Annotated in this window: 20 protein-coding genes; 8 read left to right on the forward strand and 12 right to left on the reverse strand. The window is 66.0% G+C overall.

Features of this window, described 5'->3' with window-relative positions:
- Positions 1-15: 15 nt before the first annotated feature.
- Complete coding sequence (locus tag AB0J47_RS19000) at positions 16-2,268, forward strand: DUF3027 domain-containing protein (RefSeq protein ID WP_364347102.1); 2,253 nt, start codon at positions 16-18, stop codon at positions 2,266-2,268.
- On the forward strand, positions 2,265-5,435 hold the full coding sequence (locus AB0J47_RS19005; protein ID WP_364347104.1) for an ATP-binding protein: 3,171 nt from the start codon (positions 2,265-2,267) through the stop codon (positions 5,433-5,435). Before AB0J47_RS19000 ends, AB0J47_RS19005 begins: the two co-directional genes overlap by 4 nt.
- A gap of 117 nt (positions 5,436-5,552) precedes the next feature.
- Here the strand turns inward: AB0J47_RS19005 and AB0J47_RS19010 are convergent, their stop codons facing one another.
- On the reverse strand, positions 5,553-6,179 hold the full coding sequence (locus tag AB0J47_RS19010) for a TetR/AcrR family transcriptional regulator (protein ID WP_364347106.1): 627 nt from the start codon (positions 6,177-6,179) through the stop codon (positions 5,553-5,555).
- Between the two features lie 116 nt (positions 6,180-6,295).
- On the opposite strand from AB0J47_RS19010, the gene AB0J47_RS19015 reads away from it, so the two are divergent.
- Positions 6,296-8,341: a neutral/alkaline ceramidase gene (locus AB0J47_RS19015; protein ID WP_364347108.1), complete on the forward strand. Its 2,046-nt coding sequence runs from the start codon at positions 6,296-6,298 to the stop codon at positions 8,339-8,341.
- 4 nt (positions 8,342-8,345) lie between these two features.
- Here the strand turns inward: AB0J47_RS19015 and AB0J47_RS19020 are convergent, their stop codons facing one another.
- The gene (locus tag AB0J47_RS19020; protein ID WP_364347110.1) at positions 8,346-8,582 is read right to left on the reverse strand and encodes a DUF2530 domain-containing protein; all 237 of its coding nucleotides are present in this window, start codon (positions 8,580-8,582) and stop codon (positions 8,346-8,348) included.
- Positions 8,583-8,645: 63 nt separating this feature from the next.
- Here AB0J47_RS19020 and AB0J47_RS19025 point away from each other — a divergent pair, with 63 nt between their 5' ends.
- Positions 8,646-9,083: a MarR family transcriptional regulator gene (locus tag AB0J47_RS19025; protein WP_364347112.1), complete on the forward strand. Its 438-nt coding sequence runs from the start codon at positions 8,646-8,648 to the stop codon at positions 9,081-9,083.
- A gap of 38 nt (positions 9,084-9,121) precedes the next feature.
- Here the strand turns inward: AB0J47_RS19025 and AB0J47_RS19030 are convergent, their stop codons facing one another.
- The 3 genes from AB0J47_RS19030 to AB0J47_RS19040 all read right to left on the reverse strand — a co-directional run bounded on the left by AB0J47_RS19030 (position 9,122) and on the right by AB0J47_RS19040 (position 11,520).
- A complete protein-coding gene (locus tag AB0J47_RS19030; RefSeq protein ID WP_364347114.1) occupies positions 9,122-9,550 on the reverse strand; it encodes a YccF domain-containing protein in 429 nt (142 codons plus the stop codon).
- 114 nt (positions 9,551-9,664) lie between these two features.
- On the reverse strand, positions 9,665-10,081 hold the full coding sequence (locus tag AB0J47_RS19035; RefSeq protein WP_364347116.1) for a nuclear transport factor 2 family protein: 417 nt from the start codon (positions 10,079-10,081) through the stop codon (positions 9,665-9,667).
- A 233-nt stretch (positions 10,082-10,314) separates the two neighbouring features.
- Positions 10,315-11,520 carry a GNAT family N-acetyltransferase gene (locus tag AB0J47_RS19040; RefSeq protein WP_364347118.1) on the reverse strand — a complete coding sequence of 402 codons (1,206 nt, stop codon included), beginning with the start codon at positions 11,518-11,520 and terminating at the stop codon, positions 10,315-10,317.
- A 176-nt stretch (positions 11,521-11,696) separates the two neighbouring features.
- Between AB0J47_RS19040 and AB0J47_RS19045 the strand changes: the two genes are divergently transcribed.
- On the forward strand, positions 11,697-12,500 hold the full coding sequence (locus tag AB0J47_RS19045) for an RNA methyltransferase (protein ID WP_364347120.1): 804 nt from the start codon (positions 11,697-11,699) through the stop codon (positions 12,498-12,500).
- A 13-nt stretch (positions 12,501-12,513) separates the two neighbouring features.
- Positions 12,514-12,825, forward strand: a complete 312-nt coding sequence (locus AB0J47_RS19050) for a DUF2537 domain-containing protein (protein WP_364347122.1) — start codon at positions 12,514-12,516, stop codon at positions 12,823-12,825.
- Between the two features lie 262 nt (positions 12,826-13,087).
- Here AB0J47_RS19050 and AB0J47_RS19055 read toward each other — a convergent pair whose 3' ends face one another.
- The 3 genes from AB0J47_RS19055 to serC form a co-directional block, all read right to left on the reverse strand.
- A complete protein-coding gene (locus AB0J47_RS19055; protein ID WP_364347124.1) occupies positions 13,088-13,831 on the reverse strand; it encodes a hypothetical protein in 744 nt (247 codons plus the stop codon).
- Between the two features lie 745 nt (positions 13,832-14,576).
- On the reverse strand, positions 14,577-15,746 hold the full coding sequence (gene sepH, locus AB0J47_RS19060) for a septation protein SepH (protein WP_364347127.1): 1,170 nt from the start codon (positions 15,744-15,746) through the stop codon (positions 14,577-14,579).
- Between the two features lie 200 nt (positions 15,747-15,946).
- Positions 15,947-17,071 carry a phosphoserine transaminase gene (gene serC, locus AB0J47_RS19065; RefSeq protein ID WP_364347129.1) on the reverse strand — a complete coding sequence of 375 codons (1,125 nt, stop codon included), beginning with the start codon at positions 17,069-17,071 and terminating at the stop codon, positions 15,947-15,949.
- A gap of 184 nt (positions 17,072-17,255) precedes the next feature.
- Between serC and AB0J47_RS19070 the strand changes: the two genes are divergently transcribed.
- Entirely contained in the window at positions 17,256-17,780 is a 525-nt protein-coding gene (locus tag AB0J47_RS19070; RefSeq protein ID WP_364347131.1) for a hypothetical protein, read from the forward strand.
- Between the two features lie 32 nt (positions 17,781-17,812).
- On the opposite strand, the gene AB0J47_RS19075 is transcribed toward AB0J47_RS19070, so the two are convergent.
- The 4 genes from AB0J47_RS19075 to AB0J47_RS19090 all read right to left on the reverse strand — a co-directional run bounded on the left by AB0J47_RS19075 (position 17,813) and on the right by AB0J47_RS19090 (position 23,585).
- Positions 17,813-18,403, reverse strand: a complete 591-nt coding sequence (locus tag AB0J47_RS19075) for an ATP/GTP-binding protein (protein WP_364347133.1) — start codon at positions 18,401-18,403, stop codon at positions 17,813-17,815.
- Complete coding sequence (locus AB0J47_RS19080; protein WP_364347135.1) at positions 18,400-21,243, reverse strand: ATP-binding protein; 2,844 nt, start codon at positions 21,241-21,243, stop codon at positions 18,400-18,402. Before AB0J47_RS19080 ends, AB0J47_RS19075 begins: the two co-directional genes overlap by 4 nt.
- A gap of 198 nt (positions 21,244-21,441) precedes the next feature.
- Positions 21,442-22,302 carry a polysaccharide deacetylase family protein gene (locus tag AB0J47_RS19085; protein ID WP_364347137.1) on the reverse strand — a complete coding sequence of 287 codons (861 nt, stop codon included), beginning with the start codon at positions 22,300-22,302 and terminating at the stop codon, positions 21,442-21,444.
- 134 nt (positions 22,303-22,436) lie between these two features.
- The gene (locus tag AB0J47_RS19090; RefSeq protein WP_364347139.1) at positions 22,437-23,585 is read right to left on the reverse strand and encodes a citrate synthase 2; all 1,149 of its coding nucleotides are present in this window, start codon (positions 23,583-23,585) and stop codon (positions 22,437-22,439) included.
- Positions 23,586-23,775: 190 nt separating this feature from the next.
- Here AB0J47_RS19090 and pdxH point away from each other — a divergent pair, with 190 nt between their 5' ends.
- Positions 23,776-24,516, forward strand: a complete 741-nt coding sequence (gene pdxH / locus AB0J47_RS19095) for a pyridoxamine 5'-phosphate oxidase (RefSeq protein ID WP_364347141.1) — start codon at positions 23,776-23,778, stop codon at positions 24,514-24,516.
- Positions 24,517-24,537 lie beyond the last annotated feature (21 nt).

A 24,537-nucleotide genomic window follows, 5' to 3' on the forward strand; every position in this document is an offset into this window, starting at 1 on the left:
GGCAAAATGTAGGCCGTGAGCGCAGTATCTGTTTCGCAGTCCGGCGTGCGGCCGATCCTTGCCGATGCCGTCGACGTGGCCCGACGTGCGCTCCTGGAGCTGGAGCCGACCGGTGTCGGCGCGCATCTCGGCGTCACCGCCGAGGACGAGACCGCGGCGACCCACCGATTCGAAGCCACGCTGTCCGGTTATCGTGGCTGGCAGTGGGCGGTCGTGGTGGCGGCCCCGCTCGACGCGCGGTACGCGACGGTGAGCGAATCGGCTCTGCTGCCTGGTCCGGACGCGCTGGTCGCACCTGATTTCGTGCCGTGGGAGCAGCGCGTCCGCCCCGGCGATCTGGCGCCCGGTGACCTGCTCGCCCCGCCCGCTGATGATCCGCGGCTGGTGCCCGGCTACGTCGCGAGTGGTGATCCGGCCGTCGACGAGGTCGCGTTGGAAATCGGCCTCGGCCGGACCAAGGTGCTCAGCCGTGAAGGCCGCGAAGAAGCCGCCGAACGCTGGTACTCCGAATACGGCCCCGAAACCGATATGGCCAAAGCCGCCCCCGCCACCTGCGGCCGCTGCGGCTTCTACCTCCCCCTCGCCGGCGCCCTTCGCTCCGCCTTCGGCGTCTGCGGAAACGCCATGGGCGCCGACGGCCACGTAGTCCACGCCGAATACGGCTGCGGCGCGCACTCGGATGTAGAAGTCCCGTCCGGCGGAGGATCGCCGCTGTACGAGGCATTTGACGACGCCGCTTTCGATGTGATTCCGGTAGAGACGCTGCGCAAGTCCACGGAAGCCGCACCGGATGCGGTGACCGAGGATGCCCCGGACACCAGCGAAGCTGCGACCGCCGCCGAACCGACCACGGCCGAGCCGAGCGATCGCGCCGCATCCGATACCGCCGACGAGCCCAGCGACGCAGCGTCGGGCGATGTTGCGACCAGCTCGGTGGAATCGATTGCTGGCGTGTCGGATGACGTTGCTGAGCCGAATGCGCCGGTTGCGCACGATGTCTCGGTGCCTGGCGCGGATAGCGCGGCCAATGCCGGGGCCGTCGAAGATCTGACAGATGATGTCGCTGAGTCAGATGTCGCTGAGTCGACTTCGGTCGAGCCGGGCTTTGGTACATCGAGTGAGCCGCCCAGCGCGGTGGAGCCGGATGTTGCCGCGTCGGGTGATGTTGTGGCTGAGCCGAATTCGGCGGTCGCTGAGGGTTCTGCGGTGCAGAGTGTGGGCATCGAGGCAGGTGAGGCGGCTGACGCAGCCCGGACTGACGCGATCGCCGAGCCGACCTCCCTGGAGCACGGCACTGCTACGCCGGATATCAGCACTCAGTTGACCAGCGCGGTCGAGTCCGACACCGCGGACCTGCCGGGCGATTCTGCGGCAGAGCCGAGCACTTCGGGTGAACCCGATATCGTCGCCCAGGGCGCGCCCGACATGTCCAGCACCGCAGCCACATTCAGCCCTGCCGCTGACGTGGAGCCGAGCCCGGTGATCGAGCCTGCCGCCAACCCGTCGGATGTGGACGACGAGTCGATCAGCGGCGTGGTGTCCGGGGCGGATGCGGCCCAAGGCCCGGCTGACTCGACCCCCGCTCCATCTACCATTGGCGAGGCCGAGCCGAACGACGCGGCTGCCGAGAGCGCAGACTTCGAGGCTACGGCGAGCGCGGACTCGGCAAGCGTCCCCACTTCTGCGGAGCCGACTGCTGAAACTGCTGTGCCGCAGTCGGAATCGGATGCTGGTGGCGCGACTGCGGCCGCCACCGCGCGTGATGCCGCTGGCGCGGCAGTCCACGAGTCGGCGGCGACCATCGGCGTGGAAGGCGGCCTCGCTGCGAGCGAGTCGAGTGTCGACGAGGCTGCGTCGGACGCCGGGGCGGGCGCCGCGGTGACCTCGGGCGTCGAACGCGCGGCTGAGTCGGGCATCGATGCCGCGGGCGAAGCTGAGCCCGTGGTGACAGAACCGAGCATTGAAGCTGCTGGGATGCAGCCGGAATCGGATGCAGACGCGGCCGCTGCGGCGACAGACTTCGCAGACGAAGCCGAAGATTCAGGTGGCGAGGCGGCCGAGGATTACGGCGTGCGTGCGGGCGAAGCTTCCGCTGTTCGTGGTGAGGCGGCGGATGCAGTCGGCACTGCGGACGATGACGGTGGAGCGGACGATGACGGTGGAGATGTCGACGCCGCCGGCCGGGACGCAGGTGCTGATGGCGAGGCCGGTGGGAGTGGGCCCGGGGCTGCGGCTCGGCCGGAGTTCGGGTCATCGCTGCAGGGGTGAGTGCGGCGGGCGTGGCTGCGGATCCGTTCGGGACGGCGGGGCTGCGGGCGGGGGTACTCGCGGCTTGGCGTGATTCGCCTACTCGGTTGCGGGAGGATGCGGCGACCGAGGCGGATCTGGTGCGCGCGGGGTATCGGAATCGGCTGCTGACCGAATTGGCGCAGAACGCCGCGGATGCGGCGGCCAAGTCCGGTGTGGCGGGCCGAGTGGTGGTGCGTCTTGTCGACGGTGCCGTGCACATCTCGAATACCGGTGCACCGCTGGATCTCTTGGGCGTACACGCGCTGACCGCACTGCGCGCCTCCGGCAAGGCGGACCCGACCGCGAGCGTCGGCCGCTTCGGCGTCGGTTTCACCGCCGTACGCACGGTAAGTGACGAGATCGAGGTCCGCTCGACCACCGGCTCCATCCGGTTCTCCCACGACCTCACCTGGAAAGCCCTGCGCGACAACGCGATCACCATCCCGGACCGCGCCGAAACCTTCACAGCACCCGTCCTGCGCCTGGTCTGGCCGACCGAGGCCACCCCGCCGGCAGGCGCGGACACCGAGATCGTCCTACACCTGCGTCCCGGCATAGATCCCCAACAGCTACTCGCCGCAATGCGTGCCGAAGCCGTCGACCTCCTCCTGGAACTGCCCGCCCTACAGAGCATCCGAATCGGCGACGACGAAATCGCCAGCACCGTCACCGATCTCCGCAACCAAAAGCCGCACCGGGACGAGCGCGAAGATCCCCACCCCGCGCAGGTCAGTGCGGATTTCGGCGCTGGCGATTCGGATCCGCATGGTCGACACGGCCTGCCAGACGCCAGTGGTGACACCGTCGCGGACCCGAATCGCGTCCGTGCGGACCCGATCGGGCCGCAGTACACCCACGACGTCGAATTCAACAGCACCGATGCAGACCTGAGCACACGCCTACCAACGGGGCCAGGGCTCAGGGAGTTGCGCATCGATGGCCCCGGATCGGAGCGGCGGGTTTGGTGGGAGTACCGAACTGCCCGGGCACGCTGGTTGCTGCCGCTGCGGGATGGCAGGCCGGTGTCCGCCGCACACGATGTGTTGCGCGCCCCCACGCGATCCGACGAGGAGCTGTCGCTACCGGCGCTACTGATCGCCGACATTCCCATGCAGCCGGATCGGCGACGCGTCCTGCCCGGTGCCCGCCTTGCCGAATTCGCCGAGGGCTACGCCGATTTCGCCCGCGCACTTCCGCCGCGGGACCGCCTCGTCCTGGTTCCCACCCCGGGATTCGCCCGCAGTGAGGTCGACGGCATCCTGCGCGAAGCCCTGATCCGTGAACTACAGACTCACCCCTGGCTCCCGGTTGTCACCGCCCGCTCGAAAACCTCGAGCGAAGCCGCCGCACAGTCGGCCTCGGGCGACCCCCGATCAGCCGTTGCGGACCAGGCCTATTCGGTGCGCACGGCCGTTGACAGCGATGCTTTCGGTAGTGAGGACACCGACGTCCGGACTGTCGCGGAAAATTCCGGTAACGGGCGTTCGTCCGAGCTCGAGACAATCGATGACGCGACCGCAGTACCAACGCGAGCAAGCGTATTCACCGGTCTGAGTCCGGAATTGGCCGACCTGCTCGACGACATCGTCGGCCCCCTGGTAGTACCCGAGTTATCAGGGCGCGCACATAGCGAGGCCTTGGGTGTACTGGATGTGCACAGACTGGGACTTGCCCGGCTGGCCGAACTTTCGGGCGGCCTGGAGCGCTCCCCGAAGTGGTGGCAGTCGCTGTATGCCGCGTTGGAGCCATACGTTGTCGATCCGTTGGCCGCCGAGGAACTCGGCGCCGTCGCGGTTCCGCTGGCGGATGGCCGGCTGGTAACCGGTCCGCGCACCGTGGTTCTGGATGATCAGCTCGATGTGGCCATACCGGTGCACTGGGCGCGTTTGGCGCATCCCGAGGCTGTTCATCCGCTTCTCGCGCGACTCGGCGCACGTTCGGCCACCGCCGAGGACCTGTTGAGCGATCCCGGATTACGCTCGGAGCTGGAGGACCAGCCGGGTGATCCCGATACCACCGACGCCGTGCTGCGGCTCGCCGCGTATGCCGATCCGTCGGCACTCCCGTCCTGGCTCGGCCTGCTCGAATTGCCCGACGCCACCGGAGAATTGCTCCCCGCGGACGAATTGCTGCTCCCCGACGCGCCGCTGAGCGCATTGCTGGTGTCGGATTCGCCGTTCGGCACCGTCGCGACGGATCTGGTGGACCGCTACGGTGCTGAGGCGCTGCGTGCCGTAGGCGTCGGCTGGGACTTCAGCATCGTCGTCGAAATCGATCCCACCGGCCCCGACCATCACCTGGACGACGAGGAGCGCTGGTGGTCGGGCCTGCCCGAGGATCCGCCGGAACTGGCCGCCGTCCGCGACCTGGACCTGGTCGACGAGTCATTCTGGCCAGAGGCGCTACGGCAGTTGGCATCCAGTCCGCGCACCCGCAAACTGCTCACCGATTCCGACGGCTACACGGCCTGGTGGTTGCGTAGACACGCGCGCATCAACGGCACCCCCATCGGCCTGCTCCGCCACCCCGCCGACACCGAATTCGCTGGACTGCTCCCCGAATTCGAGTTCTCCGACCTGGAGTCCTTACGCGCGATCCTGGCGAACCCGAATGCCATCACCCAGGAACTGGCCGCCGCACTACTGGACGCGCTCGCGGATCCATCGAAAACCCCTACACCCGGGGTGGTTTCCCGAACCCACGCCCGCCTCGCCGCCGCCGTGGATCATCTCGACTTGACCGAACTCGAACTCCCCGAGCACGTACGCGCCCTGTCTTCGGCAGTTGTCGACCCCAACGACGTGTGGGTACTCGACCAGCCCTGGTTCGGCCTCGCCGTGCCCGCGGATCGCTTGGTAGCAGGCGATGCCGCCACGGCTCCCGCCCTCGCCACCTTGCTCGATCTCCCCATGGTCTCCGATGTGATCACCGCCGAGGTGATGAGCCAAGGACGCCACACCACGTGGTCCGCCGAACCGCTGGGAGTCGTTCTCCGCCAACTGTTCACCCTGCCCGACGAACCAGGCGACCTGGTTCTGCACGAGGACCTCCAGGTCCGGCTGAGCGGCGCACTGGAATCCGTCGTCTCCGTCCCCTGGTGGCGCGACGGCACAACCACCCACATCCAAACCCCGCACCCAGCCTGACTGGCCGGGCCCGAAGGCACAGCCGTAAAGCCGCGCCCTTGCAGGGGATCCCACCTATGTGCCTACAGAGGATCCCGACATGGCGTGCGAATCATCCGGCATCCGTGCACATGTCCCCTACACCGCGTAGTTCGCAACCATCTCGCTGAGCAGATCGAGTTGCCCGCGCACACTTTCGCTGTCGTTGTCGACCAACCAGCGCAACACGACACCGTCGATCACATTCAAGGTGAAGCGGCTCAGCGTCGGCACCGGCACGGACCATCGGCAACCGGTGGCATCGCGCGCATGGTCGAGGATGTCGGCGACGGTGGTGTCGTTGAATGCGTACTGTTCGCGCGCGATCGCGAGTTTCGCGGGAGTCGATTCTCCTTCGCGTAGCGCATATGTCGTGGTTTCGTAGGTGAGTAGTTGTCGTTCCGGTGTGGCTTCAATGTTGAGCCACATCAGTTCGAGTCCAGCGCGCACCAATTTTTGAAGCGCTTCTTTTCCACTTCCGACGTCTTGCCAAACTGTTTCGTTGGCGTCGACGGAATCGCGTAATTCCATCGACAACGCCTTGACCAGCTCGGTCATCAGCGCATCCTTGTTTTCGAAACAGTAATGCACCACACCGAGTGAAACACCGGCTGCCTGAGCGACATCGCGCGTGGTCACGCCCGCGACGCCCTTTTTCTCGGCAAGGCCGATGGCTGCCTCGATAAGGTGGGCCCGTCGTTCTTCGACGCTCAATCGGGAGGACACCCAAGCGAGTTAAGTCCGCAACTCCGCCACAGTCAATTCGCAGGGCCGAAAAATCTCGACTGGACGATTGTCCAGTTGTGTGGTTCGCTTCAACATGGGATCGAAGGGAGACGCGTATGCCGGTGTCACGCAGAACGGTGCTGGCTCGAACCGCGGCGGGATCGGCCGCGTTCGCGGTGGCCACGGTGCCAGGAGTGACCGCGGCACTCGGCGCACCGGCCCCCGAATCAGGTGGCTACCTAATTGGACTCGGTCTTTCCGATATCACCGGCCCGGCCGCCGAATGCGGAATGATGGGCTATTCACAGTTCGAGCAGCAGACGGCGGGCATCCATCTGCGCCCGCGTGCTCGCGCATTCATCATCGACAGTGGCGCGCGCCGAATCGTGTTCGCGGTAGCGGAGAACGGCATGATTTTCCAGTCGGTGCATCGCGGCGTCATGCTCGAACTCGCGCGCCGCTTCGGTGATCTGTACACCGAACAGAACGTCGTGCTCACCTCGACGCATTCGCATGCGACCTGTGGCGGCTCCAGCAACGATTACGCGTACAACCTGTCGATTCTAGGTTTTCAACAGCAGGTATACGACGCCGAAGTGAACGGCATTGTGGAGGCTATCGCCGCCGCGCATGCGGATCTCGGACCGGGCACGCTTTCGCTGGGTCGCGCCGAACTGCACGACGCAAGTGTCAACCGATCGCGAGTCGCCTTCGAACGCAATCCGGATGTGGATAAACAGCACTTCCCGAATGCCATCGACCCGGCGGTCACCGCGCTGTCATTCGTCAAGGGCGGCAAACAAGTCGGCGCCATCACCTGGTTTGCCACCCACAACACCTCGATGACCAACCAGAATCGACTGATCAGCGCGGATAACAAGGGCTACGCCTCGTTCTCCTATGAACACACCGAGCACGGGGTGCGCTATCTCGATGGTCCGGCCGATTTCATCGCCGCATTCGCGCAGACCAACGCGGGTGATATGTCCCCGAATCTCGATCTGCGACCCGGTTCGGGCCCCACCGAGAACGAGTTCGACAACACCCGCATCCTCGGCGAGCGCCAGTACCACGCATCGAAAACCGCATTATCGAGTGCACAGTCCATCAGCGGTCCGGTCGATTCGATGCTCTGTTATATCGACCTGGCCGATACCGCCGTCGACGGCAGATTCACGCCCGACGGCCAGCCGCGCCACACCGCGCCCGCCGCCGCGGGTGTCTCGCTCATCGCGGGCAGCGTCGAGGACGGTCCGGGTCTGCCGGGTCTCCCGATCCCGGAAGGTGTGCGTAACCCGTTCGTCGATGCACTCGGCGATCCGCGCCAGCCCGCACCGTCCTGGCTCGCGGACGCGCAGGCGCCCAAGGTGATCGTCGTGCCGCTCGGGCTGTTGCCGCCGGTCTCGTGGGTGCCGAATGTGGTGCCGATCCAGATCGTTCGGATCGGTGAGCTGTACTTGGCCTGCGGCGGTGGTGAATTCACCGTTGTCGCCGGATTGCGCATCCGTCGGGCTGTTGCCGCCGCGCTCGGTGTGCCGCTGGAGCAGGTGTTGATGCAGGGCTACGCGAACGCGTACCACGAATACGTCACCACTCCGGAGGAATACGATTCCCAGCAGTACGAGGGCGGCTCAACCCTCTTCGGCCGCTACACATTGCCCGCCTACCAGCAGGAGTTCACACGTCTGGCAACGGCTTTCGCCGCCCGCGGGCAAGTCCCGCGCGGACCGGCTCCACGCGATATATCCAATCTGCAGCCGAACTTCCAACCCGCCGCCGGTCCCGATGCCACACCGTTGGGCCATGGCTTCGGTGATGTCCTGATCCAGCCTGCCGTCTCGTGCGCGCCCGGCGCCCAGGCCGCCGCCGAATTCGTCTCCGCCCACCCCAAACACAACCCCCGCCGCAACGGCACCTTCCTGGAAGTGCAGCGCCGCAACGCATCCGGCGACTGGATCCGCGTCGCCAATGAGGGCGAATGGGCCGTCCGCTTCTACTGGAGCAAGCGCGGACTTGCCGAATCCGTGGCCCGCTTCACCTGGGACATCCCCTCGGACGCCACCCCCGGCGCCTACCGCATGCAGCACTTCGCCGACAGTCTGAGCTCCGATGGCACCCTGCACCCCTTCACCGGCACCACCGACGAGTTCGAAGTGAGCTGAGTGGTCAAAGTCCGGTCTGTGCGCCTTTGTCGCCGCGGCGGGCGCCCCGGCGCTGGATCGCGAAGATCGTGTAGCCGAGCAGGCCGACGGCCAGCCCCATCAGACACAGCGGGCGGGCGGATTCCCAGCGGTCGCTGGTCCACACGACGATTGTGGCGATCAGCCAGAGGGCGCTGCCGACCGCGAGTACCGGCCGTGGATCGGTGAAGCGCGGCGGGATCTGCGGGACATTCTGGGTCACAGTCACAGGGTAGCTGCGGGAACAGGCGATCACCGGCCAGCGTGTCCCGTATCGTTCTGCTCTGTGACAACGCCATCGGATGTTCGAGCTCTCGCGGGTGAGCTGTCGCTTGCGGTGGTGCGCTTGACGCGACATCTGCGGGGGCGGCGCGCCGACGCGCAGATCTCGCTGACGCAGCTCTCCGCACTCGCCACCCTGCACCGGGAAGGGGCGATGACGCCGGGTGCGTTGGCCGCCAAGGAGCGCGTACAGCCACCATCGATGACGCGCGTGATCGCCTCACTCACCGATCTGGAATTGGTGGAGCGCAAGCCGCATCCGACCGATGGCCGCCAGATCATTGTCTCGCTCTCGGATGCGGGCCGCGCACTGATCGCCGATGAAACCAGCGCCCGCGAAGCCTGGATGACCGAACAGCTCTCGACCCTCACCGACGAGCAACTGGTCGTGCTGACCCGCGCCGTCGGCATCATGAAGCAACTCGTCGACGACTCGGAGTAACTGACTCGGAGTAACCGTCCCGTCCCGGGCCCTGGTTGCTAGCGAGGTACGTAGCCGCCGCGGGCGTATTGGGCGCCGAATGGTTGGTCGCTGTCCACGATTTCGCGACCGAGGGGGAACAGCGAGATCGGGATGAGTTTGAGGTTCGCCCAGCCGAAGGGGATGCCGATGATCGAGATGAACAGCGGGATGCTGGTGAACAAGTGGCCCAGCGCCAGCCACCAACCGGCGACGATGAACCAGATGATGTTGCCGATCATCGATCCGACACCCGCGGAAGGCTTTTCGACCGTGGTGCGTCCGAATGGCCAGAGCACATAGGTCGCGATCCGGAACGAGGCGATACCCCAGGGGATCGTGATGATCAGAATGCAGCAGATGATGCCCGCCAGGATGTAGCCGAGCGCCATCCAGAACCCGACAAATACGAGCCATAGGATATTGAGCACCAGCTGAATCGGCTTCATGAATCAAGCATGCCAGGCCACCTCGCATCGGACATCACTCCGGAGTACGAGGTGGACTCAGGGATATCCCCGATCGGCAGCAGCGGTGGCCATGGCGGTACGTGCGGCCAGAGATCAATCCTTGCGCATCCAGGCGAGCATGATCCGTACCTCGCGGAGTCGCCAGCCCGCCGAGGTCCGCGCTGCCGTGCCGGCCAGTCGGAGCCCGCCGGTTTGGTGCGGGGGTTTGCCGTCGCGGTAGTAGTACACGAGCGAGTTCGCTGAGGCCGCGGCCTGGTCGCCGTCGACATTCACCAGCAGACCGGTGGTCGTGTGCTGAGCGAGCTCACCCTCGACCTGAGACTGTCGAATGAAGTCGGCGACCTTGTCGATGCCTCGGACTTGGATTCGCGGCGAGTGGACCGCCACATCGTCGGTGAAGACAGTGTCGACATCCTCATATCGCACCTCGTCGAGCAGGCGGGCGAAGCGAGTGAACAAGTCGGCGATTTCGATGCGGTCGGCGATCAGAGTGTCCGTGGACGTGGACATGACATCCTCTTTCATTGGTATTGCCAACATTGGCATCGCCAACTATACGAGGTTTTGTTGGTTGCGCCAATGAAGTCTGGTGATGTCGTGGATCACACCGCACGCCTGACGTTGAAGCCGTCGGCTGCTCACCCCGTTGGCAGCGCACGCGCACTGGTCGGCGTCCGACCGCTTCGGCGAAGTGGGCTACCGCATCCTGGCTGCGCTCGACGAGTTCGGACCGGCAGTCAGGCTCAGAAGAACCAGCCGAGCACCGCATCTCGCTCCGCGCCGAATGCCTCATCGAGGTTGCGTAGTTGCACCGCGTCCTTGGCTTGCAGGCGATTGGCGGCGGCGAAGACCCGCGCCGGGTACACGCCGAGGTACATAGAGGCCAGGACGTCGATGCCGAGTTCGAAGTCGGGTGGTCGGGTGGTCGGTGTGCATTCGGCAATGCCGTCGCGCACCGTGAGTGCGAAGGTGCCGCCCGCGTTGCGGAACGGATCCTGCACTGCGAAAACGACATCGAGGTCGCGCAGGTATGAGCGAGCAGTCAGGGCGGCGGGAACATCCATGAGCCGCAACCACAAATCGTCGAAGCGCGCCTTCGTACGCACCAGTCGGTGATCAGTGAGCAGATACGGGAGCGGATCGTTATCGGTGATCGCCGCCTCGACGTGACTGCACAGCTCCAACCCGAATAGCGCCCGCCACAACGCGATTTGCGCTTCCGGGGTCACCGCGCGCATCTCCTCGACCACCGCTGACTTGCCTTGTTCGCGGCGGTGATAGCGATACAGCACATAACCGTCCGGGTGCAGGAATGCGAAGAGCTCGGTGCCGCCGTCGCGGAACGCGGGCGAATCGGCGAGGTCCATCTGCCAGCGGGCTTCGGGTCGTGCCTGCGCACCGGGCACCAAGCGCCGCCACCGGTCGTAGATCGCCCGCACCGCCTCGCCCGCATCGGCCATGGTGCTGAGCACCACACCACCAGGGTTGGGTGCGGACGGCAGGAATTCGATGAACCGCCGATCGATCGAGACCGCGTTCTGCCGAATTGTCGGCCCGTAGCCGAACCGGCCGTAGATGGCGCCCTGACTCGCGGTGAAGATGGTCAACGGGAGCCCAGCGGCCTCGGTGCGCCGATGCTGCTCGGTGTAGATAGCCCGCAGAATTCCGCGCCGTCGGTGCGTCGGCGCAACCGCGACCCCGGCGATCCCGCAGGCCTCGACCGTGCGCTCCCCGGGCACCGTCAGTGTCATCCGAGTGGACCTGGCATGCCCGACGACACGCCCCGCGTCGATGGCGACGATCGCTTCCTCGGTCGGAAAGACCTGCGCCCGCAATTGCGCATATTCCGGTTCGCTGCGCATCCCGAATGCGGTATCGCCGAGCAATTGAATGTCCGCCACGTCATCGTCGGTGGCCGACCGAATGGTGATGCCGGGTATCAGCGTCATCCTTCGACGATCGCACGCCCCCATTCCGCCCGCACTCGAATTTCCACTGTCGCAGACGCTCCGTACACCTCACACACCGACTCGCCACGTAACTCGCCGATGTCCGTGCACGAAGGTCTGCGTCAGGAAAGGCCACCGGTGTCCGGGGAAGCGTCGGGGGACGGCAGGATGTAGCGGTGGCTGATGTGATCGATATCGACGATCCCGCTGATCCGCGGGTCGATGACTTTCGCGATCTGAAGTCGGCGGATCGGCGGCCGGATCTGCCGGGGCGCAAGGGGTTGGTGATCGCGGAGGGGGTGGTGGTCGTCCAGCGGATGTTGGGTTCGCGGTTTCGGCCGAGTGCGTTGCTCGGGGTGGAGAAGCGGCGGGCCGAACTCGAGCAAGAGCTGGCGCGGATCGACGTGCCGTTCTACCGGGCGAGCGCCGAGGTGATGGCGGAGGTGGTCGGATTCCATCTCAATCGCGGGGTGCTCGCGGTGGCGCGCAGGCCCGCGGAATTGAGCGTGGACGACGTCATCGAGCGGGCCCGCACGGTCGCGGTGTTGGAGGGCGTGAACGATCACGAGAATCTCGGCTCGATGTTCCGGAATGCGGCCGGACTCGGCGTCGAAGCGATTTTGTTCGGCGATCGGTGCGCCGATCCGCTGTATCGGCGCGCGGTGCGAGTGTCGATGGGGCATGTGCTGCGGGTGCCGTTCGCGCAACTGCCGAAATGGCCCGAGGGGCTGGATGTGTTGCGGAGCAACGGGTTCCAGATCATCGCGCTCACCCCGAACCCGGCTGCGGTGAATTTGGCTACGGCGATGACCGGGGAGCGGGTGGCGCTGCTGCTCGGCGCGGAGGGGCCCGGATTGACCGAGGAAGCCATGCGGGCCACCGATATTCGTGCCCGCATCCCGATGTCACCAGGCACCGATTCGCTCAATGTGGCGACCGCGGCCGCCATGGCGTTCTATGAGCGGGTGAGGACGTCATGAGGGGGATCCTGTCGTGAGTTACTTCCCGAACGGGGCGTACCGGCCCTATCAGCCGGACCAGGATCCGACACCGTGGGCCGCTGGACTCACCGTCGCGACCATGGTCGCGCTGCTGACGGTCGTCGCGGTGTACGCCTTCGGATCGGCACTGGCGGAAGTGCATCCGCTGCTCGCGATCCTGGTCAACCTCGTCGCGGTCGGCGGCGCCGCTCCCACGGCCTGGCGCTGGCGCCTCGCCCCCGTGACCCGCTGGGTAATCGGTGGGGGCGTGGCCGGCGTGTTGCTCGGTTGGCTGGTCCTGATCGTCGGCGGCCTGTCGAGCTAGTGCCGCGTTCAGATAGCTCCTGCCGTATCGAGCCTTGGTTCGGAGAGTTCCATCGAACGCAGTCGAATGGTGGTCGCCCACGCCGCATCGACCGCCACATCACTACGCTCGGCGAACAGCCGGAGCGGGTGGCGCGGCAAGCTATCTAGGACTGGGCACTAGCAGTACTCGTCGACCCCGCTCACGACTTCGCCTCGCGGGCGCTCGGGCTCCGTCGCGTGCCGCAGCGCGCTGGGCTGATGGTTCACTCGCTGACGTTCGCTCACGAGACGCGATCCTTGCCGCGCAGCCAGTGGAGCAGACCTCGTCTCGGTTTCGCGTCGCCGTTCTGCTCTGCCAGCGGGATCAGGTCGGCGGGGTCGGGCGCTTGGCCCTTGGGGTAGAGGGTGAATCCACATACCGCGATATCGCCTGGTACCAGCGCACCTTCGGGGGTGGCGGCGCGGTAGGTGAACCCGAGCCATTCGTTATTGGCGGCGTCGGCGAAATCGGGTGGGTCGAAGGGGAGGGTCTGCGGGTCGGGCAGTTCGCCCGCCTGCCACCGCACCGGATGGTCACCGGCCCAAAACGAACGTTCCCACACCAGCGGAAGGCCGTCGTCTTCCAGGATGTTCACCCGCGTGGAGCTGAACGAGCGCCGGAATTCGCCACGCTCCCAATGGGCGAATGCGCCCCAGCCGTGATGCGCGTCGAACGAGATCAGATAGGTGTGCTCCGAGGCGAGCGGGCGAACCAGCAACTCCGGCAGCGCTGTCGGATGCGCCCGCGCGGCCTGTGCCGAGCACATCACCGTGACCCCGGGATAGCAGCCGATGTACACCTCGTCGGCATCCGGTCCGGCGCAACCGCCCAGCGTGCCGACCATGATCGGCATGACATCGCGGTCCGTGTGCAGCTGTTTCGCCAGTGCGAGCGCGGCTTCGGGATCCGGGTCGTGGTTCGCGCGGAGTACCGCCAACGGATCCTGTGCGTCGACGTACCAGATAGACGAAGCCTTGGACAGCATTTCCGGCACCTCCCGATGGTTGCACCAAACCAGCTCCGCAAACTCTGAGCAACCCACGGCGTCCTCTAGCAACTCCCGCTACCGTGAACCACCCGACGTCGACTTATCAAGTTGTCGACACACCGAAAATCTACCCGCACTGCCGTGCCGACGTCCCCCCTTCCGCATTCGAACACGCCCGCAGCCCCAAGAAATTCGCAGCGACCAATCCCCCGCGCGACCGGAATCAAGATCAGGTGGCACCTATCGCACCACCACCCGGCTCGGCCCCAACGACTTCCATCCAACAACCCCTCCGATCAACTCGACGGTGCTGTTGCAATCACCCCTTGAACCCGAGCGAGAAGCCCCCCGCCATCAGCTCCACCTGATCTTGATCAGGTGATCGCGCCACAGTTCAAGCCGTTGCGCGGATCGTCGGGCTTGTCCGGGTCCCGCGTCAGCGCGGTGGTGTCGTAGCAGACGGCGGAGGCGTTCGGGCCGATGTTCTCCTCGGCCGCTGTGCCTGAAGACGGGATGTGCCTGAAGACGGGGTGTGCCTGAAAATCGGGTGCCTGAACCCGGCAGCCCGAAGTGGGCTATATCCGAAGTACTTATCGCCGCCAGATGTGCGGACCCAACTGTTCCTGGATTTGCCGACTACGCCCTGACCGCTCTCAAAATGGCCGACGCCCGGTATCCGGCTCCGGAGGCCTCGCACCGAGACTTCGGCAAACACCCCGAAACCCCAGCGTGGGAATGAAACTCAGTGCCCTGAGCTACGCACCCCGAGCAACACATCCTCCCAAGACGGCATCGGCGCCTTCCCCCGCTTGGTCCGAGCCGCCTTCGCGGGCGCCTTCTTCGCCGCTTCGTCCGAAGCAGCGGGCTTAGCGGCAGGCTTCGAAGCCTTGGCTGGGGTAGCGGCGGGCGCGGCCGGGACAGCGGCGGGCGCGGCCGGGACAGCGGCGGGCGCGGCCGGGGCGGTGCCCGCACCAGCCGGAGCGCCACCGGCGGCGGGAGCCGTATTCGTCCCCGCGGTGACCGAAGCGGAACCGCTCGCGGCCGGAATGGCATTCGTGCTCGCGGCGGCCGGGATCGCGGCCGCCGCACCACCGGCGCTGACCGGCGTATTGCTACCACCGGCCACGACGGAACGCTGCTCGTAGTACTCGTCCAACGTCGGCTGGGTCCGGGCAGCCGGACGTGCGGGTGCCGCTGCGGCCTCGCGGGCTGGACGCGCCTCGGCCGGACGAGTTTCCACCGGCCGGGTCTCTACCGGCGGTTCGGGCGCCGCCGGCGCCTCGATCTCCGCCTGCGGCGGCAGGATGGTGGCGAGCCCGCGCAGGGCACGGCCGAAGTCGGGATCGATCAGATCCGAGGCCGGATCGTCGAGCGGGGAAACCGAGCCGCCGTGCGCGTCGGGCTGGTAGCGCCAATGCGCCGCGATCTCGGAACGGCCGTTCTGCCATTGCAATTGCGCGACCCAGAAGCCCTTTTCGTCCTTCCAGGCATCCCACTCGGCATTCTCGAGTGTGTGCCCGCGCTCGGTGAACGCGGCGGTGACGATATCGATCAGGATTTCCACGGCCGGACCGTCGGCGCGCACCGGATGCGCCTTCTGCGCGAGTTCGGCGGCGCGGGCCCGTTCCAGCAGCACCGGATAGGCGAATCGCTCCACGCGACTCAGCGGCATACCGGATTCTTCGGTGACCTGTTCAACGGATGCCCCGGCACGGATACGAGCTTGAATATCGCGGGGACGCATAGTTGCTTCCATCTCGATCTCAATCTGGCCGAATCGGGCAAGGTCTCCGCGTGCCGCGGCTCGAAGCTTGTCGTCGGCGGGCAGCCGGTACTTGGTGCCGGTCTCGGTGTCGATGCACACGATGTGCGTGGAGTCGGGCGTCACCCCGATCACTCGAAGTTCACGCACCGTTACCTCCTTATCGCGTCGGCTCGCGACACCGCCCACTTTCCGAAACAGTAGTGCACTACTGATGATCTCGAGGCAAGACACGCGGGGCGGAAATCTGCGAAAGACCCTCCGCGCCCCGCTAATCTGCTCTATTCAACTCGCAGCGCTACAAGAAACAGCGTGTCGAAAGTGGGCGTGTCGCAATAACCGAGCTCGATTTACCCCAGCTTTTCGACAACCCAGTCGATGCTACGCGTCAGCTGCGAAACATCCTCGGGGTCGATGGCGGGGAACATGCCGACGCGCAGCTGGTTGCGGCCGAGCTTGCGGTAGGGCTCGGTGTCCACGATTCCATTGGCGCGCAGCACCTTGGCGACGGCGGCCGCATCGACCGAGTCGGCGAAGTCGATGGTGCCCACGACCTGTGAGCGGTGCGCCGGATCGGCGACGTACGGGGTGGCGAAGGAGCTCGACTCGGCCCAGGAGTACAGCCGCGACGAGGAATCCAGCGTCCGCTTGACCGCCCAGTCCAGCCCGCCGTTGCCGTTGATCCACTCGATCTGGTCGGCGAACAGCAGCAGGGTGCCGAGTGCGGGGGTGTTGTAGGTCTGGTCCTTGGTGCTGTTGTCGATCGCGATCGGCAGCGAAAGGAAGTCCGGAGTCCAGCGACCCGAGGCCTTGATCTCCTCAACCCGGGCCAGCGCGGCCGGGCTCATCAGCGCGACCCACAGGCCGCCGTCGGAGGCAAAGCACTTCTGCGGCGCGAAGTAGTAGACGTCGGCATCGGTGATGTTGACCGGCAGACCGCCCGCGCCGGAGGTGGCATCGATGGCGATCAGCGCGTTCTCCGAACCCGCCGGACGCTGCACCGGGATCGAAACACCGGTGGAGGTTTCGTTGTGCGCCCACCCGATGAGGTCTGCCGACGGGTCCGAAACCGGCTCGGGCGCACTGCCCGGCTCCGCCGAGACCACGATCGGATCGCCGATGAACGGGTTGCCCTTGGCCACCGCGGCGAACTTCGAGCTGAACTCGCCATTGGTCAGGTGCAGCGAGCGCTCGCGGATCAGGCCGAAGGCGGCGGCATCCCAGAACGCCGTGGTGCCACCGTTGCCGAGCACCACTTCGTAGTCGTCGGGCAGCGCGAAAAGTTCGCGCAGGCCGCCGCGCACGCGCGCGACCACATCCTTGACCGGCTTCTGCCGGTGACTGGTTCCGAACACTGAGGCGCCGACGGATACCAGAGACTGCAACTGCTCCGGGCGCACCTTGGAGGGGCCACAGCCGAACCGTCCGTCGGCGGGCTTGAGATCGTCGGGAATGATCGGGAACTCAGCGGTCATGGCCAACAGGGTAGACGGTGGTAATGCTGTGACTCTGACCACACTCCGGCTAACGTTATCGCCTATGAACCTTGCGTCGGCTAACTCCGGGTGGCGAGCACGTAGCAGGGGGCCGCGGAACTTTGGATTGCGCGCGGGTGCGTTATCGAATTCGCAGCGGCGCGAATTGCTCATTCACGGCGTGATGGGCACGGCGACCATCCTCGGTGTGCGTCCGCGACGCAGCGAACCCGGACACGTTTTCTGGGTTCGAGTGCAGGTAGAAGGCGCGCTGCCATACGAGGCCCGGGTGCGGCAGCGGATGCGCGAGGACGACCTGGAGTGGATGCAGCCCGGTGATGTGGTCGGCTGCCGGGTCGATCCGGGCGATCGCGACCGCGTGGTGCTCTACGTGCCCGATATCGCCGAGACCGGCCGGGCGAGCATTTCGAAGATCCTCGCCGACGGCCGCCGCGCCGATGCCACCGTGCTCGCCGCCGCACCGGTCGCCGCCGACTACGCCGGGCGCGACGACCCGGTGCTGCGACTGGATCTCGAACTGCGCGCCTGGGACGAGGTGAAACCCTGGCGCGTGCGCCTGATCCAACCGATACCGCTGGCCGCGATCGGCCTCGTCGATCTCGGCCAACACCTCGAGGTGGCCTTCTTCACAGTCGACCGCGGCGAATCCGTCGCGGTCGACTGGCTTGCCTCCCTCGGCGAGGATTAGCGAGGCGGCTCGATGTTCGAGCCGCCATTTCGCTAACTCTTGGCTTTCACGCGGGCCAGTGCGTGTCCGGTGAGTGCGATGAGCGCGGTCTTGGCGGATTCTCGATCCCTTGCGTCGATCATCATCACCGGAACGTCGGCCGATAGCGAGAGGGCATCGCGGATGGCCTCCTCGGGAAACTTGGGGGCACCTTCGAATTCGTTGACCGCGACCAGGAACGGTAGTCCGAGTTCTTCGAAATAGTCGACCGCGGCGAAACTTTCGTCCACCCGACGGGTGTCGACCAGCAGGATGGCGCCGATCGCACCGAGGCTCAGGTCGTCCCACATGAACCAGAACCGGTGCTGGCCCGGAGTACCGAACAGGTACAACACCAGATCGTCGTTCAGAGTGATCCGGCCGAAATCCATGGCCACCGTGGTGGTGGTCTTATCCGGGACCCCTGAAGTGTCGTCGATTTCGGAGCTCAGATCGGTCATCAGCGCTTCGGTTTTCAGCGGAACGATATCCGAAACCGCGCCGACCAGCGTAGTTTTGCCGACCCCCATCTCGCCGGCTATCACGATTTTCGCCGAGACCGCGCGGGACGTGGTTTCGGGTGGTGCTTGTTCAGGTGCGGTCATCGAACATCCTCGGCTGCAAGGGGTTTCAACTTACCAGTGGCTCTTCCGTCACGTACCCCCCGCTGATACCGGTTCAATCCTGTGCGGATCGCTTCCGGGTCGCGGCGCGTGCTCGCCGCAGATTCCGTTGCCGCCGACCCCGACTCGGCCCCACCCGGCACCAACTGATTCCCTGGATCTCGTTTCGGTAGCCCGGACGTTGTCCTTTCCGTGATCGTGGCATCCGCCGCCCGCTGTGCCGCGGACCAGCCTTCATCCGCCGCCGAATGCCAATTGTCCAAAACCGGTAGCTCCCCTGTAGTCGGATCAGCCAACCACGCCGACATCATGCCGGCGAAAATCGGCGTCGCCGCTTCCCCCTTGGTGGGCTGCGCGGATCCGTTCGACGGGGATTCCGGCGAATCCCCATCTTCGGATTGGAAGAACGAGGTCGTCTTGGTCACCCGATCCTGCGGACCGGTCGGGGAACCCGAATCGGCCACGCTAGCCGACGGCGTCGGCGCTGCGGACACCGCGGTTGCGCTCGCAGGCTTCGCGGCGGCCCCGCCCGCTTTGCGACGCCCCTTGCGATTGACTCCCGGAACCCGTTTCGGCAGACCATAACTGGTGATCACCGGCGGTGCCGCGGGGGCATCGGCCTCCGGTTCGGCGGGCTTGGGTGCCGCTGACAGCGGCGCACCGATCCGACGTGCCGCAGGCTCGGCCTTGGCCGCGACCGCCTTGGCCGCGGGCTTGGCAACATCCGCGCCTGCCTCGGCCTTCGCCTTGGTAAGACCCTCGCCGGCCTCGGCCTTCGCCTTGGCAAGACCCTCGCCTGCCTCGGCCTTCGCCCTGGTACCGAGCGTGTCCCGATGCACCGGAATCAACGGCTTCAGCGTCGCCGGATCCTGCGAATTCTGCGACGGCACCTCGATCAGCGCCGGCGGAATGTGCAGGCTCGCGGTGATTCCCGGACTGAGCGCACGATCGTGGGTCCGGCGCAGCCGAACCGTGATGCCGTGGCGCTCGGCGAGTTTGCCGACCACGAACATGCCCATCTGCCGCGTCGTCGCGACGGTGACCACGGTCGGCACCGCCAACCGCTCGTTGATCTCGTTCAGTTCGTTGGCCACGATGCCGATGCCCTCATCGACGACCTCGATGAGCAGGCCGCCCTCGGAGGTCCGGCTGTAGGCGAAGGTGACATCGCTATCGGGCGGTGACGCCCGCAGCGCGTTCTCCAACATCTCCGCGATCAGATGCACCACATCGGTAGCCGCGATGCCCGCGACCCAACCATCGGGTGTGGCACCGGATTTGACCCGCTGATAGTCCTCGACCTCGGAGACCGCAGCGCGCAGAATATCGCGCACCTCGACCGGTCCGGACCGGTCGTGCCGTGACCGCGTTCCGGCCAGCACCAGCAGATTGGCGCTATTGCGCCGCATGCGCGCGGCCAGGTGATCGAGCCGGAAGAGGTGGCCGAGTCGCTCGGGGTCCTTCTCCTCGAATTCGAGCGCCTCGATCATGCTGAGCTGGCGATCCACCAGCGTCTGGTTGCGTCGCGCCATGGTCTCGAACATGTCGTTGACCTGATCGCGCAGCAGTTGCTGCTGTGCGGCGAGTTTGAGTGCCTGAGTGTGCAAACCGTCTACGGTGCGGGCGATTTCGCCGATCTCCTCACCGGTGTGCACCGGCACCGGTTTCACCTCGATGTCCTCGAGTTGGGCGCCGCGCATGATCCGCTCGACCTCACTCGGAAGGTCCTTATCGGCAAGTTCGCTGGCACCCGCCCGCAGCCTGCGCAGCGGCTGCAGCAGCGAGTGCGCGACCCACAGCGCGAGTGCGAGCGCCGCGATCACGGTCCCGAGCACGACCAGTGAGGCCTGCACGGCCGCGGATCGGGACTCGGCGACCTTGTCGTCGACATCGTGGATGACGCCCTGCACGATCTGGCGCGTCAATCCGGTGAAGACATCGCGGGATTCGATGGCCAGCCGCCGCAACTCCACCAGGTCGACGACGTGGGTGCGCATCGCGACATCGATCATGTCCTTGAGCACGGCGTTATTCGGCCGCACCACCCGATCGAGGTCGGGCTTGGCGGCGGGCATTACCCGTTCGATCGCTTCGCCCATGGCCAGGATGCGTCCCTGCGCGGTTTGAAAACTCTCGGCCTGAGATGGCTGTTGGATCGCCGATATGGCTGCCATCAGCCAGTTGAAGCCCTCGACCTTGCCAGCTAGCACATCGGAGAGCTGCGCCTTCGCGGCAACGACCGAGCTGACGCCGATCGGGGTGAGCAATTTGTCCACGGTGCCGATGGCATCGGCGACGATCGCGTTGTTGAGCTCGATGGCCTTCACCGGATCGCCGCCGCCCTTACCGCCGGAGCGGATGACCTCGCTGGTCGCGGTCATCTGCTTCAGCGCTCTGGCGACCGACGCGTCGATGCCCTTGCGTCCGGCGCGCACCGTGGCTTCGGTAATAGCCGTTGACAATTCGACCAGGTCCTGGTCGGTGGTGGTGCCATAGACCTGCCCACCGGCGACGGTCGAGGCCGCCGATTCGAGTGCGGTGATCGCCGGAATATCGGAGATGCGATCGGCCGCACTGTCGTATTCGGAGTAATCGCGGAAGAAGACCGTCAGGCGCAGACCGCCGAGCAAAATGGCCGCGGCCAGTGGAAGCGCAACGGCCGCGCCGACTTTCCAGCGGACTCGCCATTGCTCGAGATTCCGCCATCGAGTGTGCGCGAAGATTCCCTGCGCCACCCTACCTACCGCCTTCCGCTCGGATCCGGCCGATCCGGTCATCTCGCGCTGGCGAAATGCCCGGTGCACGGCCGAAATCCGTCTCACCTTTGTTTTTTCGAGCGACCGTCAGGCGGTCGGCTGACGTCGGGACACCAGTCAGCATCGGTACCATACTGGCTTGCCGCCGAGGGTTGCGCGTTATTGGCGCGATCGCAGGGGCGTGCACTCCATACCGTAATAATTGCACCCCGGGGTTCACCGGCACGATGGTGCGCCGAGCCCGACTACGGGCGGCAACGGGGCTCAGAGATGGACAAAGGTGAACCCCGCAGATCGCAGCGCGGGCAGCGCCGCGGTCATCCCGGCGGCCGTTCCGGAATTCGGTCTGTGCATATGCGCCAGCGAGATCGTGCCGGGCGCGGCGGCTTTCATCGCATTCTGCACCCGTGCCGCGCTCGCGGTGGCGCCGTAATCTGCATTGATGCTGAAACCGACTGGCCGCTCACCCAATTCGTTGACGATCGCGACCGCTACGTCGTCATAGTGCGCGGTACCCGCGCGAAAGAACCGCGGCGGTTTGCCGAGCAGCTTGGTGAGCCGCTCGTGATTGGCCCAGACCTCATCGACGGCCTCCTGCGGCGAGCCGGTGCCCGGGATTTCGTAGGCGGCCCGGCCGGTTACCGAGAGCGGCTTATGTGCCACACCGTGATTGGCCAGCTCGAACAGCGGATTGGCGGCCAATTGCACGGCGCGATCGGGATTCGCGTCGATCCAGCGTTTATTGAGGAAGAGCGTGGCCGGAATCTGCTGGGAGATGAGCAGATTCAGCAATGTCTCATCGATATCGTTGTTGCCGGGGCCGCCGCACGCGTCGAAGGTGACCGCCATCTGTTTGCCGGTCGCCGCGAAAGTGCTTGTGATGCCGTCCATCTTCATGCCCCACTGGGTCGGTTGCGCACCCGCGTGCCGGGCGGCCACCGCCGCGGGGGAGTTGGCCGCGGGCACCTGCTGCAAGGGAGATCTCGGAATGGCTTGCACGTCAACGGCGTTCGCGGCGGTGGTCGTTCTCGACTGCGCGCCAGTCGTATTGCTCTTATCGGTACTGCAACCAGCGACGAAAGCCGCAGCCGCGGCACCGAATCCGATCAGTCGCCGCCGCGACACATTCCTATCCAGCATTCCCCGTTAACTCTCTCTCACAGCTTCCCCCGGATGCTACGCGAGCCGGACACCGTGGTGGGCATGAGAACCCACCGCGACATCCGGCTCGCGGAAGCGCTATTCAATTGTGGTTTGAATCACACGTGCGCGATGGTGGACCAGCCGGCGACGTCCTGCGGCTGACGCGGGCCGGGACCGGTGTAGATGGCGGCCGGGCGGACCAGCTTGCCCAGCTGCTTCTGCTCCAGGATGTGGGCACACCAACCGGCAGTGCGGCCACAGGTGAACATCGCGGGCATCATGTGCGCGGGGACCTCGGCGAAGTCGAGAATGACCGCCGCCCAGAATTCGACATTGGTCTCGATGGCGCGGTCCGGACGGCGCTCGCGCAGTTCGGCGAGCGCGGCCTGCTCGAGCGCGGCGGCGACCTCGAAGCGCGGGGCGTTCAGGCGCTGCGCGGTGGCGCGCAGCACACGCGCCCGCGGATCCTCGGCCCGGTAGACCCGGTGGCCGAAGCCCATCAGCTTTTCCTTGCGGTCCAGGATGCCCTTGACCAAAGCGCGTGCGTCACCGGACTTTTCGACGGCCTCGATCATCGGCAGCACGCGAGCGGGCGCACCGCCGTGCAGCGGACCCGACATCGCGCCGATCGCACCGGACAGCGCCGCGGCGACATCGGCGCCGGTCGAGGCGATAACCCGGGCGGTAAAGGTGGAGGCGTTCATGCCGTGCTCGGCCGCGGAAACCCAGTAGGCATCGATGGCCTCGGTGTGCCGCGGATCCGGATCGCCCTTCCAGCGGGTCATGAACCGTTCGGTCACCGTGGTGCATTCGTCGATCTTCTGCTGCGGCACGGCGGGCTGGTATATGCCGCGCGCGGACTGCGCGACATAGGACAGCGCCATCACCGAGGCGCGCGCCAGATTCTCCCGCGCGGTCTCGTCGTCGATATCCAGCAGCGGCTGGTAGCCCCAGATCGGGGCGAGCATGGCGAGTCCGGCCTGCACGTCGACGCGCACGTCACCGGTGTGCACCGGCAGCGGGAATGGTTCCGCGGGCGGCAGGCCGCGACCGAATTCACCGTCTACCAGCAGTGCCCACACATCGCCGAAGGTCACCCGCGAGCCGACCAGGTCCTGGATATCGACGCCGCGATAACGCAGCGCGCCGCCGTCCTTATCGGGTTCGGCGATATCGGTGGTGAATGCCACCACGCCTTCCAGGCCGCTGACGAAATCAGGGGGTACGGCGGTTTGCCCGCTGGGCACCGCATGGCTGGTAGTCATTCTGTGACTCTCCTTGCACTTCGGTTCGTTATCCGTAGCGACTGCCTGCAGGTCGCTCGAAAGGACCAGCAGCGACTGGCTCGCAGGTCGCTGGAAAAGGCCTGTTCTCGTCGAGGAGGGTGTGGCTCGCCGAGCACATGCCGATCAACAAAACCTTAGCTCCCTGCTACCGCGGAGTAACGTCTGGCCCATGCGTGACCTGGACAATTCATCTCTCGGTCAGGAAATGGCCGCAAACGATCGGGTGCTTTTCCCGGCGAGCGATTTGGCCGCCATGCGAGTCGACTACGGCGGCATGCCATTCGGCAGCGGTGAGGACACCGATCTGGACGAAACCTGGCTGGCAGGCGGCTGGGAGCCGCTGCTTCGGCACTGGATCGAACAGGCCACCGCGGTCGGCATCGCCGAGCCGAATGCCATGGTGGTCGCGACTGTGGCACTCACCGATATCGGGCCGCGTCCGGTCGCCAGGACGGTGCTGTGTAAAGGCCTCTCGCCGGAAGGTGTGACTTTTTACACGAATTACGACTCGGCCAAGGGCAACCAGCTGGCTGGTGTCCCATTCGCCGCCGCGACCTTCGTCTGGCCCGCACTGGGTCGACAGGTGCACGTGCGCGGGCCGGTCGAGCAGGTTTCCGCCGAGACAACCGCCATTTACTGGCGTTCCCGGCCACGCGATTCGCAGTTGGGCGCCTGGGCCTCGCGCCAGTCCCGGCCGATCGCCTCGCGCGCCGAACTCGATCGCACGCTGGCCGAGACCACGGCCCGCTTCGCCGAGGTGGACGAGATCCCGGTGCCGCCGCACTGGGGCGGCTATCTGATCCGCCCCGACGAGGTGGAGTTCTGGCAGGGCCGCCGGGGTCGGCTGCACAACCGGATCCGGGTACGGGTCAGCGGCGACGTCATGACGGTCGACCGACTACAACCCTAGAAAGCCCACCCGTCACCCGGC

The organism is Nocardia sp. NPDC049737, from assembly GCF_040674755.1.
Classification (GTDB): Bacteria; Actinomycetota; Actinomycetes; order Mycobacteriales; family Mycobacteriaceae; genus Nocardia.

Bases quoted from the DNA above. Each gene is read 5' to 3' on its own strand.
- pdxH (WP_364347141.1), top strand. From the start codon at position 23,776: ATGCGTGACCTGGACAATTCATCTCTCGGTCAGGAAATGGCCGCAAAC.
- AB0J47_RS19030 (WP_364347114.1), bottom strand. From the start codon at position 9,550: ATGAAGCCGATTCAGCTGGTGCTCAATATCCTATGGCTCGTATTTGTC.
- AB0J47_RS19035 (WP_364347116.1), bottom strand. From the start codon at position 10,081: ATGTCCACGTCCACGGACACTCTGATCGCCGACCGCATCGAAATCGCC.
- AB0J47_RS19015 (WP_364347108.1), top strand. From the start codon at position 6,296: ATGCCGGTGTCACGCAGAACGGTGCTGGCTCGAACCGCGGCGGGATCG.
- serC (WP_364347129.1), bottom strand. From the start codon at position 17,071: ATGACCGCTGAGTTCCCGATCATTCCCGACGATCTCAAGCCCGCCGAC.
- AB0J47_RS19070 (WP_364347131.1), top strand. From the start codon at position 17,256: ATGGGCACGGCGACCATCCTCGGTGTGCGTCCGCGACGCAGCGAACCC.
- AB0J47_RS19075 (WP_364347133.1), bottom strand. From the start codon at position 18,403: ATGACCGCACCTGAACAAGCACCACCCGAAACCACGTCCCGCGCGGTC.
- AB0J47_RS19055 (WP_364347124.1), bottom strand. From the start codon at position 13,831: ATGCTGTCCAAGGCTTCGTCTATCTGGTACGTCGACGCACAGGATCCG.
- AB0J47_RS19090 (WP_364347139.1), bottom strand. From the start codon at position 23,585: ATGACTACCAGCCATGCGGTGCCCAGCGGGCAAACCGCCGTACCCCCT.
- AB0J47_RS19040 (WP_364347118.1), bottom strand. From the start codon at position 11,520: ATGACGCTGATACCCGGCATCACCATTCGGTCGGCCACCGACGATGAC.